This is a genomic window from Candidatus Rickettsia barbarica (genome assembly GCF_041477405.1).
Lineage (GTDB): Bacteria > Pseudomonadota > Alphaproteobacteria > Rickettsiales > Rickettsiaceae > Rickettsia > Rickettsia rickettsii.
Genome location: NZ_JBEWYL010000002.1, coordinates 111,200 through 124,753 on the forward strand (window position 1 = coordinate 111,200; position 13,554 = coordinate 124,753).

Genomic DNA, 13,554 nt, shown 5'->3' on the forward strand with positions numbered 1-13,554 from the left:
CAATATGGCTACAAAAAATAAAAAAGAAACAGTGAATACTGAAACAAAAAATTTAGCAAATTTAGTTATCCAAGAAATAGGTAACAAAAATTTTGATTTTGTTGTTTTGCAAAAGATGCAGCAGGCTTTTAGTATTGCAAGTAAGCAAAAACAAAGAGAAGCTTTTATAAGTTTGTTAGATAAAAAACTTAATAAAGAGCAATTACATAAACTCAATCAAGCAATAATGGAAAATGCAAATGAATTAATGCCGGATAACGATCCTAATTTCGTTTGTCGTACTCCTAATAATAAAGTTTTTCAAGAAATATTATTATTGGAAGCCAAACGCTCAGGTATGAAAGCAAAATTTAATGATAAAGGAGAATTACAAGCTCTTGATGTAAAAGATATAACACAAGAAATATTAGATCACTATCGTATTTTACAAGAAAAATTTTATTCCAAAAGAGATTCTAAAGATTTGATAGATAGTAGAATAGCTCAAAGTATTAATTTTATATTATATGCTCCACTTTTCCGAGAATCAGATATATATACAAAATTAGGTTTAAAATCTGCTGAGATAGAGCGAGAAATACAAGATCCTAACGGTAAGTATGCTAAACAATTAGTAGATGTTAAAATAGGCACTAATATAAATTTTAATACCAAAGAAAATTTAGAAAATAAAGCACATGAAGGAAAAGAAACTAAGATATCTTCAATAATTGAAAAAGCAATAACAAAACTCAAGAAAGACAAAAAAGTAAATATTGAAGATAAGAGACAAGGAGAAATAAAAAGGCATTTATCTAAATCTTTAGAAGGAGCTTCTGATTATATATTAACATTCAAAAAAAATGATTTAGTAGATGTAATATATCAAGGATTAGATAAAGGACAAACTTGGTGGTCAAAGATTGTTAATTATATAGGTATAAAATCATATTCTATTTCTAAAGAAAATCTTGAGAAAATAGGTACAATAATAAATAGGGAAATGAAAAATTCTCATATTCCTTTAAAGATAGAAGTACAAGAACAGTTAAAACAAGAGTTAAATAGATTCAATAATCTGGCATTGCCGTTAGAGGCTAAAAAGGTTCAGGCAAAATCTAAAAAACCGCCGGTTCCTCCAAAACCTGAACACCTCAAAAAAAGAAATCATGGATTGTGATGATGTTGTTGTGTGACTTGAAAAATACAGTTGTCATCCCGTGATTTATTCACGGGATCTAGCTTAAAATACTAATAATATTAGTATTTTTATTGTTTTTATGGACCCTGTGGTCAAGCCACGGGGTGACACAGTGGATTTTATTGGTCTACACGCAAGTCTTTTGCGGGGATGACATTAATCCCTACAATAATTTATAATTTATTACTTCCCATAATATTATAACCGCAATCTACATAATGGATTTCACCGGTAACACCTTGAGATAATTCACTAAATAAATATACTGCTGCTCCTCCTACATCTTCTTGGGTAGTATTACGTTTTAACGGTGCGGTTGCAGCGTGAGATTTAAGCATAGTACTAAAATCACCTATTGCACTAGATGCTAAAGTTTTGATAGGTCCTGCCGAAATAGCATTTACCCTAATATTATTTTCTCCCATATCGTTTGCTAGATATTTTATACTAGCCTCAAGTGCAGCTTTGGCTACTCCCATAACGTTATAATTAGGTATAACTTTTTCAGCGCCGTAGTAAGTTAATGTCACAATGCTTCCGCCGTTATGCATTAAGGCTTCTGCGGACCTTGAGAGTTCTAAAAGAGAGTAACATGATATATGTAAAGAATTATGAAAATTTTCTAAGCTAGTATCAACATAACGTCCTTTTAATTCATTTTTATCGGCAAAAGCCATACCGTGAAGTAAGAAATCGAAGCTACCCCATTTCTCTTTTATATCATCAAATAAATTACTAATTGATTTTGGCTTCGTAACATCAAGTTCGTTAACAAAATTACAACCTATTTCCTCAGCGAGTGGTTTAACTCGTTTTTCTAGTACTCCCGATTGATAAGTAAACCATAGCTCTGCTCCGTGTTTTTTAGCAAGCTGTGCAATCGCCCACGATATTGACATATTATTTGCAATACCTGTAATTAAGCCTTTTTTTTCTTGTAGTAATCCTGTAGTCATTTATTTACTCATTATATTAAAACTTGCTGAAATGATAGCATGATGTATTATTTTGTAAACAAATAATCGATAAAAATGTATAAACCTAAAATCATATGTTTACTGCTAGGGATATTAAGCGGTTTAGTTTTTGCTCCGACTTTCTTTATACCGGCATTATTAACGTTATCTTACTTATGTTATATAGTTCAAAAATCCGAAAATTGGCAAGAAGCCACAAAATTTGGTTATTTATTCGGTTTTGGGCATTTTTTAAGTGGAATATATTGGATAAGTATCGGTGTTAGCATTTATATTGCAGATTTTTGGTGGGCAATTCCTTTTGCATTATTTGGACTACCTATAGTTTTAGCTTGCTTTATATCGGCAAGCTGCACGCTTAGTTTTTTTGCTAAAAATAATAAATATTACCAATTTATATTCTGTTTATGTTGGGTATTATTTGAGTGGGTACGTTCATGGATTTTTACCGGTCTTCCTTGGAATTTGATTGGTTATGCTTTTTCGTTTTCAGATATTTTAATACAGCCTTTAAGTATAATAGGGATATATGGGCTTAGTTTTATAGTTATATATATTTCTACATCAGCTTATCCTTTATTTAGCAAGCAATTTACTCAGTTAAAAATATTACTAGCTAGTTCAGTCCTAGTATTAACCATCATTGTCATTTATGGAGCAGTAAGGCTAAGTAATAACCATACAAATTTCACTGATATAAAAGTACGATTAGTGCAACCTTCAATACCTCAAACCGAAAAATGGAATGAAGAAGAATTTTGGCATAATTTAATGCTACATATTAATTTATCGGAAAATTTGGAACCTACCGATTTAATTATTTGGTCTGAGGCAGCATTAGTAGTACCTGATGATATACCGCAAGTTAAATCAAAATTATTAAAAATGCTAAATTCTACAAATGCTATTTTGATAACAGGAGGAATTTCGGATAATAAAAAACAAGGTGATGAGTTTGAACTTTACTCAGCTATGTATGCTCTTGATAAAAATAATCATAAATTATTTGAATACCATAAATCACATTTAGTACCTTTCGGTGAGTATATGCCCTTTAAAAAGATACTACCGTTTAAAAAATTAACTCATGGTTTAATTGATTATAAAGAAGGAAACGGAGGGCTTGTTTATCTTAAAAAATATAATCTTAAAATTAAACCTTTAATTTGTTATGAATCTATTTTTCCTGATTTTGTACGGACGAATAATGAAATAGCCGATGTAATAATTAATATTACAAATGATGCATGGTATGGTAAATCCAGCGGTCCATATCAGCATTTTCATATTAGTAGAAGTAGAGCTGTAGAGAACGGTTTACCTATGATTAGAGTAGCGAATAACGGTATTTCAGCTATAGTAGATCCTTTTGGCAGAACAATAAAAAAACTAAATCTAAATGAAATAAATGGTACTCAAGGTTTAATTCCTAAAAAACTAATCTCTCCCACTATATTCTCGCAATTCGGTAATTTTACTATTTTATTACTCATCGTTTTTATACTTTTAATTAATTATTTATTAGCCTTGATTCTTGATCACCAAAGGGTTTTAGCATTATTATATTAAATTTTTAATAAAGTTGCTTGATTAAATATAAAGTAATATATACTGCATTTAAAATTGAATAGTCTTCATTAATAATTAATTTTTAATTAAAGCTTATTGTTAAAATGAATTATTCAATAAAACATCCAGACAAACTCGCAAGTGAACGTTTAAAAGAACGACATCTTGCTGTAGGTATTATCCAAAAAGAATTAGGGCAAGTTTTTTCGATATTAGTGTTCTCCAAGTTAAAAAATATGAAGAAGGTTTAAGTAATATACCTATAAGTAGGTTATATGTTTTTGCAAAAGCTTTAAATACGCCTTTAAAATATTTCTTTAATAGTTCTGAAGAAGAAAAGTTAAAAGCTGACAATGAAAATACTCCTAATAATAAAATTGAATATCTATTCAAAGAAATAGACAGTGATTGCTTAAATAATATTGCTGAAGCAGAAGGGCAATATGAACATGACGTCTCTTTTGATTATAAAGAATTATCAAGGACTATGGAAAGAGCACTTTTATTGTTAACTAGAGCATTTACTACAAATATTAGAAAAATAATCATTGAACGTGTCAGATCAGTATCGATACCTTGTGAATAATATTTAAATTTTCATTGACTTAGTATTACCAAAGTATTAATTTTCGTTAAGGTTTAGTAAATTCTGAACCGTCAACAATTATTAAATATATTGGAGGAAGGTTATAAGTAAAAGTAAGGCTATTGAAAATAACGGTATTAGTAATACCAATAGTCCAAATGGTAAATATATGGCCCTAAGACCGGAAGGAGTAAAACCTACCTGTGTAGTAATTACTTATTCTGTAAGCAAGGATATTAAGGCTGTTCGTGAAGTATTGGATGAGTGAGGTGCAAGTGTTCATTACATAATTGATAAGGATGGGACTCAAAAAGAATATCATAATGATGTAACAGATCAAGCTTTTTATGCAGGTAAGAGTAGTTGGAAAGGAGAAGTAGGTGTTAATAAGTTTGGTATTGGAGTCATGCTTATTAATGATGCAAAAAGTGATTTTCCTGCAGAGCAAATAGGAAAATTAAAAGAATTTCTTAAGGATGTAACAAAAAGATATCCAAATTTAGATTTAAAACATGATTTAGTCGGTTTTGGTGAAGTAACTGTAAACCGAGAAGGCAATGCTCATATAGCGCCTGGATCAAAATTTCCTTGGAAAGAATTAGCTGAAGCTGGTTTTGGTAGATATTTTGAGACTACGCAAGAGCAAAAGAGTAAATTATTATTAAGTCTTGAGAGTACTGGAGAAAAAGTTAATACTTTACAGGAAAATTTAAAAGAATATGGCTATGGAGTGGAATCCACAAGTACATTTGATCAATTTACTCAGCAAGCAGTGAGAGTATTTAATGATCGTTATGGTACAGGTTTACCAAACGAAGAGCCACCTGTAAGTTGGACTGAAGCAGGTCAAGATGTTCTATCGCAATTACTAGGGCAAACGGTATTAGAACAAACAGAAAATGCATAGTTTAAGAAATGAATTCCTTTTTCATTTTGCAAGCCTTGCTGCATGGGTACTGAATCGTCATTAAAAGGATTAATGGCTTGTTTAGGTCATTTCTGCGTGGATCGATTCCACCCCTGTCATCCCCGCGATTTAATCGCGGGATACAATTTAAACTAAAAATTTAGTATTTTAAAGTTACTTTTATGGACGCCGTGGTCAAGCTACGGTAGACACCAAATACATTTTTCGATCTACGCAACAATGTTATGCAGGGATGACATCGAGTAGGTTGTTTGTAGCCGTGCAACAACTTTATGCAATAATAACGTTTCGTAAAAGCGGTCATGACATCGAAGTATAGGCTATCTCAAGTAATTCTTTTAGTACTATTTATTGGTTATTGACATAATCTAAAAATAGTGCTAAACATTAAAACTTATTTACAGATAGCCTCTAAGGTAGATCTTTCGTGACTATTTAGCTTCTAGTCAAAGAAAGCTAAGTTTTTTATCTTTACTTTATATTTCTACAGTTAAAAATATTTATGATATCTTTAAAGGTTAATAGTTTAATACAAAATTGGCGTTGGCGTAGATAATTTTTTGCGTTTATGTGTTTGCTATATGCAAATTTAAATTTTGATTATTAAATTATAACTTATAACAGGATATTAAAATGTTTATCTCTAATATTTTTCAAAAATTGTTTTCTTTTCTTTTTGTTTTATTCATCACAGCTGCAGTTTATGCGGATCAAAAAAAAGTAGCAGTCATTGTGCCACTTGAACATGCCGCAATGACTGAGATTATATCAGGAATTAAAGAGTTGCTAAAAGATATAGATGCAGAAATTATAGTTAAAAATGCTCATGCTGATTCTAATATTTTACTTGCCATTATAAAGCAAATAACAGATCAGGATATTGATGTAATAATTCCAATAGGCACGACAGCCAGCCAAACTGTTATTTCTCATATAACAAATAAACCGATTGTGTATGCTGCTGCTATGATTAATAGTAAAAACCTACCTTTAGTTACTGGTGTTAACGATGAGATAAAAATCACTGACACCATTAGTAAATTACCTTTTTTACAGAATATTACTGTAATTTATAGCAGTAGTGAGAAAGTTATACCTGAAGTAGAAATATTAAAATTATATGCTGGCAAAAACAATATTTCTCTGCACACGGTAATGATACAAAATTTCAATGATATGCCTGTGGCTGTAAAAAATGCTCCTGAAAATACGCGTTTTGCTATACTGTGATCGAATGGATTATGCAATAGCACGCCTTGTCGTCCTATATCAGCACCTTTAGATCTTAACTTCTCAAGTAACCAGTTATCTCTTGATGTTAGTGCGTGATTAAAAATTGACTCACCACACGCATTAATCTTAAGATTAACGTAAAAAGAAGTCCAGTAACGTTTTATTTTGACCTGATTCATGCTTTAGTAGCAAATAGAAAAAAGGTGTGCCGCCATAATTGTCTACTGTATCACTTGCACTGCCGGGTTGTAATAAAATTTGAGTTATTTCGTGCTGTTTAGAATAAGTTGCATAATGTATAGGTATACGTCCCTTTCCATCTTTAGTATTAACAGCCACATTTTTTTTAAGTAAAAAGCTTCTTATTTCCTATTGTTGCCGCATTCTTATTTCCTATTGTTGCCGCATAATGTATAGGTGAGTATAGATATTTATGCTCAACTTCAAAACTTGTCCCTTTGTCTAATAAAATTTTAGCTATTTCTTTAGTGCTTGCATAAAATAATGCCGTATTTCCTTGTTCATCCTTAGCATTGACATTATGACCTTGCTCAATTAATTTTTGAACAATATTTGCATTTCCAGCTGAGGCTGCTATACTAAATGGTATACAGTTGTCTTCAGCTTCAATTAAGGTGTCATATATTTCAGGGTTTGGTGCACGTACATTGTTCTCTGCTGCTATTTCTGTAGAAGTAGTGGTTGTTACTGGTGCCGGTGCTGCTACCGGAGCTATTACTGGATTATTATCGTTAAATTATAATTAAAAAGTTTTTCTATTAATTTCTCTCTTGTAACATCATCTATATCAGAATAAAATTCAGGATTCATAATTAATCCGTTGATAATTTTATTTTTATCATCCTCATTTTTAATATTTTTCTTCATCTCAGCAAGCTTTTGTTCTGCTTTGAATTTAGGTAGTGCTGAGCGTGCATTAGCGGAATCAGTTAGTATTTCTTTAATTTCTGGTTTAGATGCATAATCTATAGTTTTTTTCCTTTAGCATCTAAAGCATTAACATCGGCACCTTGTGAAAGTAAAAGTCTAACATTATTTACATTCCCTATATGTTGCTGCATTATGTAAAACCGTACTACCGTCTGGAAGTCTGTAATTGGCATTATTTGTTGGTTGATTCATCATATAAATATTCCTTTATGTTTAAATATTATTTTGTCGTGCGAGCATTATACATAATATTTTGAATTTCTGCAATCCAATAGTTAATTTTTTAACTATTTATTAGATTTTGGATAAAACCAAACGGGGAGTAAACAGATTAGAAGACCGATATTTAAGAGTAGATTATACTCTGTCATAGAAATACCAAAGATTTTGATGGCGGGTTTCATGCAGGACGTGATTGGCTGTGAGTAGAACATTTGTTTGATGTGTTGTATAGACAAGCCTTTCGGGATATGAAGCATTGATACACAAAGAGCACTTGGTTGTAATATGTCTCTTTCTATGAAGCTATGATAGGTTGATAATATACAAGAGCTAAGGATAGTTAGGAGAATGAATATTAAAGTATACTTACTTAACTGTCGGATGATTAAAGCAGTTAAGCAAATTTTGATTAGGGTTAAATAGGGAAATCGTTCGTAAACGCATAAAGGACAGGGTGTATAATGGAATATATATTCAGCAATATAAGCGGTAGAAAGTGCTATTATAGAAATTGCGATCAGTCCTAAATGTAGAACTTTATAGCTATCTTTTCTGATGTAATTTATAATAGTATTAAATGGCATGTTTTTTTTCTTAATGTCATTGCGAGCGACTGCAAGGAGCGTGGCAATCTCGGGAAGTTTGATGAGATTGCCACGTCGCTTCGCTCCTCGCAATGACGGTGTTTAAGTTGATATTTTACAAATAAATAAATTTAGTATATTGTCACTGATTATTAATTAAAGCGCAAGAAAAATCAATGTCAGAAATTTGGGAAGATGCTATTAAGTCAAACGCGTGGCCTTTTGTTGAGGCTAAGAAGATATTAGATAGCTTAAACGGTCAAATTCCTGAGAAGGGGTATGTATTATTTGAAACGGGTTACGGTCCTTCAGGTTTACCTCATATCGGTACTTTTGGTGAAAATGCCCGTATGGTGATGGTACAGAAAGCATTTGAGCAATTATCCGATATTCCGACTAAACTAATTTGCTTTTCCGATGATATGGACGGGCTTCGTAAAGTACCTAGCAATATCCCAAATCCTGAAATGGTGGCACAGTATATGGATATGCCGCTTACTTCTATCCCTGATACATTCGGTGAATGTGAAAGTTATGGGCATTATATGAATGCAAAGCTTCGCTCATTCCTTGATAAATTCGGCTTTGAGTATGAATTTTATAGCAGTACTAACTGTTATAAAGCTGGTATGTTTGATGAGATGCTGATAATGGTGCTTGAGAAATATGACGAGATAATGGAGCTAATGCTACCGACTTTTAGAGAAGAGCGCAAGGCTACCTATTCACCTTTCATGCCTATATGTCCGAAAACAGGTAAGGTACTGCAAGTACCTATAGAGAAATGGGATGCTAAAGCAGGCACTGTAACGTATAAAGACAAAGCCGGTAATTATATAGAAGTACCGGTAACGGGAGGGCATTGCAAATTACAGTGGAAGCCGGATTTTGGTATGCGTTGGGCTGCGCTTAAAGTCGATTATGAGATGTACGGCAAAGACCATTTGGCAAATGCTCGTCTTTATTCGGAAATTTGCCGAATCCTAGGAGGAAAGCCGCCGGTGCAGTTATGTTATGAGTTATTCTTAGATGAAAACGGTGAGAAAATATCAAAATCAAAAGGTAATAGTATTAGCATTGATGATTGGCTTAAATATGCTCCTGTTGAAAGTATGGCATTATTTATGTATCAAAATCCGACTAGAGCTAAGCGTTTGTTTTTTGATGTAATTCCTAAAAATGTTGATGAATATATTACTTTTAACCAGAAATATCATTTAGAAGAGGACAGGGCAAAGCGTTTTGCAAATCCCGTTTATCACATCCATCACGGAAATGTACCGAAAATTGAGACTTTTGGAATTACCTATTCGTTGCTTTTAAATCTTACTTCTGTGTGTAATCCTTCGGATAAATCGGTGCTTTGGGGATTTATTAGCAAATATGAGCCAAAAGCAACTCCAAATACTAACCCTTATCTTGACCATTTAGCAGAATTTGCTATAAGATATTATAATGACTTTATTAAAGCACATAAATCATATTTATCTCCTTCTGAAAAGCATAAGGTTATTTTGCAGGATATATTAGATATGTTATCTGATATAGCTGATCAAACCGAAGCTGAAACAATTCAGAAAGCAATATATGATATAGGAATGAAAGCAGGATATGAAAATCTGCGTGATTACTTCAAAGATTTATATCAAATATTGCTTGGACAGAATGAAGGTCCAAGACTTGGGACTTTTATAAAGCTTTACGGGGTGCAGGAAATGAAAAAGCTGGTTGAAGGGCAGTTGTAGCCTATATATCATTCCCGCATGGGTATCTAAGCGTCATTGAGAACGAAGTGAGTGTGGCAATCTCAGGAAGTTGGACGAAATTGCCACATCGCTTCGCTCCTCGCAAGGATGTTAAAATAAAAACTATTAACAAATGAATGCAATTTTTTGTAGTACGTTACCTATTTTTTTAATTACGCTGCTTGGTAGTATTATCAAAAATAAATGGTTAACTTCAGAAGAATTTTGGCGTGGTATTGAGAAATTATCGTATTTTGTACTATTTCCTGCCATGTTGTTTAGTTACGTATCTACTGCCGATTTAAGCATTGCGCCCATAATTAAATTAGTAGTGGCTCTTATTATATCCACTATTCTTGTATCAAGCGGTCTTATAATTTACCAAAAAAAATACAACATAGATAAAGTCCAATTTACTTCCATTTTTCAAGGATCGATTCGTTATAATAGCTACATTTTTTTTGGGGTAAGTAGCCCCTTGCTTGGTTCTAGCGGACTTTCAATCGTTGCCATTATTTCTTCTTATATGATTATTTTTACCAATATTTTATCGGTAATGATTTTCGCTTATTATATCCCTAATAAATCCGTGACTAATACTATTAGCACTAGTTTTGTTTTAATGATGAAATTAATTGTGCGTAATCCGTTAATTATCGCAAGTTTAGTAGGATTTGTTTTTAATTACTCAAATCTTGAATTACATTTAGGGCTTAAGAAAACGTTAGATACCCTTTCTAATGCCGCTTTAGCTATCGGTATGCTAAATGTTGGGGCAGGGCTTAATTTTACTATTAGACAAGAGCTTTTACATAATGTAATGTTTACAAGCTTTGTTAAATTAGTGGCATTTCCTCTAGTTAGTGTAGTAGTACTATGGTTAATGTCTATTGACGGATTAAATAGATCGGTAGGAATATTATATAGCTGCCTTCCATGTGCGAGTACGGCTTATGTTTTATCTCGTCAACTTAACGGTGATCCTGATTCTATGGCGTCGATTATAACATTTACTACTTTTTTCTCGGTAGTTACTATATCAATTATTATGTATATAATGGGGTGAATTTACCACGTCATTGCGAGCGACTGAAAGGAGCATGGCCAATCTCAGGAATGTTGCCTGAGATTGCTTCGTCGATGCCTATTGCGTCTGCTCGCAATGACGAAAAACTAAAACAAACAAATAAAACAGGAATTTCTAAAATGGATGAAATGAATAAAATAAATTATGCTGAGGCCCTTGAATATCATGAAAAAGATAAGCCTGGTAAGATCGCTATTTCTGCAACAAAGTCTTTAGTTACTCAGCAAGATTTATCACTTGCTTATTCCCCAGGGGTTGCGGCTCCTTGCCTTGAAATTGCTAAAAATTTAGAGGATGTGTATAAATATACTGCTCGCGGTAATTTAGTTGCCGTAATCTCTAACGGTACTGCCGTACTTGGGCTTGGTAATTTAGGAGCTGCCGCTTCAAAACCGGTGATGGAAGGTAAAGCGGTACTATTCAAAAAATTTGCTGATATTGATGCAATTGACTTGGAAGTGAATACGGAAGATCCTGAAGAATTTATTAATGCCGTGAAGTATCTCAGTTATAGTTTTGGGGGTATTAATCTTGAAGATATTAAAGCTCCGGAATGTTTTATTATAGAAGAAAAATTAAAATCTTTAATGGATATACCGGTCTTTCATGACGATCAGCATGGAACAGCGATTATTACCGCCGCAGGGCTAATAAATGCTGCGTATCTTACTAATCGCAAGCTTGAAGATTTAAAAATCGTAGTTAACGGAGCAGGTGCAGCAGCTATTGCTTGCATTGATTTATTAATTGCTCTTGGAGCTGATAAATCAAAGATTATTGTATGTGATACTAAAGGCGTTGTTTACAAAGGACGCCTAGAAGGTATGAATAAATGGAAAGAGCTATATGCAAGTGATACCAAGTTTAGAACTTTAGCGGAAAGCTTAAATAACGCTGATGTATTTATAGGGTTATCGGTAAAAGGCGCAGTAACTAAAGATATGGTGAGTAGAATGGCAAGTAATCCGATTATTTTTGCTATGGCTAACCCTGATCCGGAAATTACTCCGGAAGATATACAACTTGTACGCGATGATGCGATTATAGCAACAGGGCGATCTGATTATAATAATCAGATTAATAATGTTATGGGATTTCCTTATATTTTTAGAGGAGCATTAGATATAAGAGCTAAGACTATTAATACGGAAATGAAAATAGCTGCAGCAAAAGCCATTGCAGATTTAGCCCGTAGACCTGTACCGGAAGAGGTGTATAAAGCTTATTCAGGGCGTAAGATGGTTTTTGGTAAGGAATATATCATTCCTGTACCGTTTGATCCTCGTTTAATTACCGTAGTAGCAGCGGCGGTTGCCGTTGCTGCAATAGAAAGCGGCGTTGCTAGGGTTAAGGATTTTAGTATAGGTAAATATAAGAAAGAATTAAGTAGCAGATTAAATCCTACTGCTAACTATATGAATTTCTTAGCTGAAAAAATTCATAATGCACCGCTTAAACGGATTGTTTTTGCTGAAGGTGAAGAAGAAGAAGTAATTTCTGCCGCTCTTATGATGCGAGACAAGAAATACGGTCATCCGATTATAATTGGTCGTGTTGAACGAATTGAAGCTATGTTAAAAAAGATAGGTCAAGATATTAGCTTAGACGGAATTCAAATAATGAATGCGGCCTTAAGCGATAGTTTAGAGAAATATACTGATTATTTATATAAAAGACTTCAGAGAAAAGGTTATTTATACCGTGATTGTGTAAAGCTTGTTAAAACTGATAAGAATATTTTCGCTGCTTGTATGTTAGCATGCGGTGACGGTGATGCTCTTCTAACCGGTGTTACACAAAGTTATATCGATAGTTTAGAAGATATCATGAAAGTCATTTCACCAAAAACTAATCGTAGCATCCTTGGCTATTCAATTATGATTGCTAAAGATAATAATATTATTATTGCCGATAATTGTATTACAGAATATCCAAACAGTTGGGAGCTTGCACAAATAGCAACCCAAACTGCAGAAATTGCTAAAAATATGGGAATCACGCCTCGTGTTGCACTTCTTTCTTTTTCAACATTCGGTAATTCTTCTAAGGCAAAAACAGCTCGTATTCGTGAAGCAGTAAATATACTAGATAATTTTAGCAAGGACAAAGAAGAGCTGAGCGGCATGAAAGTAGATTTTGAATATGATGGAGAGATGTCGGTTAAAGTGGCTTTAGATGGTGATTTACGTAAATTATATAAATTTTGTAGATTATCAGGATCTGCAAATGTATTAATTATGCCTGGTTTAAATTCAGCTGCTATTTCTACTGAGTTGTTACAAGAATTTTCGTCAAACAGCTTTATAGGTCCTATAACAAACGGTTTTGAAAAACCCGTTCAAATACTTCAAGCTGCAGCAACAGCTAATGAAATACTAAAAATAGCAACTTTTGCTTGCGTTGAAGCTATAAACGAGGTTTAATTACTATATCTTTAAAATCAATTAACTTGTGAGAGGTAAAGTGGTGTCGATTACAGAACTTCATAAAAA

General features: G+C 32.9%; 10 protein-coding genes and 2 pseudogenes. 7 read left to right on the plus strand and 5 right to left on the minus strand.

Going from position 1 to position 13,554, the window contains the following annotated elements:
* The first annotated feature begins 4 nt into the window (after positions 1-4).
* On the plus strand, positions 5-1,159 hold the full coding sequence (locus ABVF33_RS03110; protein WP_499706232.1) for a DUF5410 family protein: 1,155 nt from the start codon (positions 5-7) through the stop codon (positions 1,157-1,159).
* Between the two features lie 194 nt (positions 1,160-1,353).
* On the opposite strand, the gene fabI is transcribed toward ABVF33_RS03110, so the two are convergent.
* Entirely contained in the window at positions 1,354-2,136 is a 783-nt protein-coding gene (fabI, locus tag ABVF33_RS03115; protein WP_499706233.1) for an enoyl-ACP reductase FabI, read from the minus strand.
* 75 nt (positions 2,137-2,211) lie between these two features.
* On the opposite strand from fabI, the gene lnt reads away from it, so the two are divergent.
* The 3 genes and pseudogenes from lnt to ABVF33_RS03130 all read left to right on the plus strand — a co-directional run.
* Positions 2,212-3,726, plus strand: a complete 1,515-nt coding sequence (lnt, locus tag ABVF33_RS03120; protein ID WP_499706234.1) for an apolipoprotein N-acyltransferase — start codon at positions 2,212-2,214, stop codon at positions 3,724-3,726.
* Positions 3,727-4,415: 689 nt separating this feature from the next.
* Positions 4,416-5,219: pseudogene (locus ABVF33_RS03125) on the plus strand (N-acetylmuramoyl-L-alanine amidase).
* A gap of 654 nt (positions 5,220-5,873) precedes the next feature.
* Positions 5,874-6,467, plus strand: a pseudogene (locus tag ABVF33_RS03130) (ABC transporter substrate binding protein); the annotation flags it as partial.
* Between the two features lie 138 nt (positions 6,468-6,605).
* On the opposite strand, the gene ABVF33_RS03135 reads toward ABVF33_RS03130, so the two are convergent.
* The 4 genes from ABVF33_RS03135 to ABVF33_RS03150 form a co-directional block, all read right to left on the minus strand.
* Positions 6,606-6,812, minus strand: coding sequence for an ankyrin repeat domain-containing protein (locus ABVF33_RS03135; RefSeq protein WP_499706235.1), 207 nt, complete (start codon positions 6,810-6,812; stop codon positions 6,606-6,608).
* Positions 6,813-6,819: 7 nt separating this feature from the next.
* Entirely contained in the window at positions 6,820-7,158 is a 339-nt protein-coding gene (locus ABVF33_RS03140) for an ankyrin repeat domain-containing protein (protein WP_499706435.1), read from the minus strand.
* Between the two features lie 50 nt (positions 7,159-7,208).
* Positions 7,209-7,361 carry a hypothetical protein gene (locus tag ABVF33_RS03145; RefSeq protein WP_004995953.1) on the minus strand — a complete coding sequence of 51 codons (153 nt, stop codon included), beginning with the start codon at positions 7,359-7,361 and terminating at the stop codon, positions 7,209-7,211.
* Positions 7,362-7,711: 350 nt separating this feature from the next.
* A complete protein-coding gene (locus tag ABVF33_RS03150) occupies positions 7,712-8,230 on the minus strand; it encodes a disulfide bond formation protein B (RefSeq protein ID WP_499706236.1) in 519 nt (172 codons plus the stop codon).
* Between the two features lie 176 nt (positions 8,231-8,406).
* Here ABVF33_RS03150 and ABVF33_RS03155 point away from each other — a divergent pair, with 176 nt between their 5' ends.
* From ABVF33_RS03155 to ABVF33_RS03165, 3 genes are all read left to right on the plus strand, one after another.
* Positions 8,407-9,975 (plus strand): lysine--tRNA ligase, encoded by a 1,569-nt coding sequence (locus tag ABVF33_RS03155; protein ID WP_499706237.1) that lies wholly within the window; start codon positions 8,407-8,409, stop codon positions 9,973-9,975.
* 133 nt (positions 9,976-10,108) lie between these two features.
* Positions 10,109-11,041, plus strand: coding sequence for an AEC family transporter (locus ABVF33_RS03160; RefSeq protein ID WP_499706238.1), 933 nt, complete (start codon positions 10,109-10,111; stop codon positions 11,039-11,041).
* Between the two features lie 140 nt (positions 11,042-11,181).
* The gene (locus ABVF33_RS03165; protein WP_499706436.1) at positions 11,182-13,485 is read left to right on the plus strand and encodes an NADP-dependent malic enzyme; all 2,304 of its coding nucleotides are present in this window, start codon (positions 11,182-11,184) and stop codon (positions 13,483-13,485) included.
* Positions 13,486-13,554: the final 69 nt, after the last annotated feature.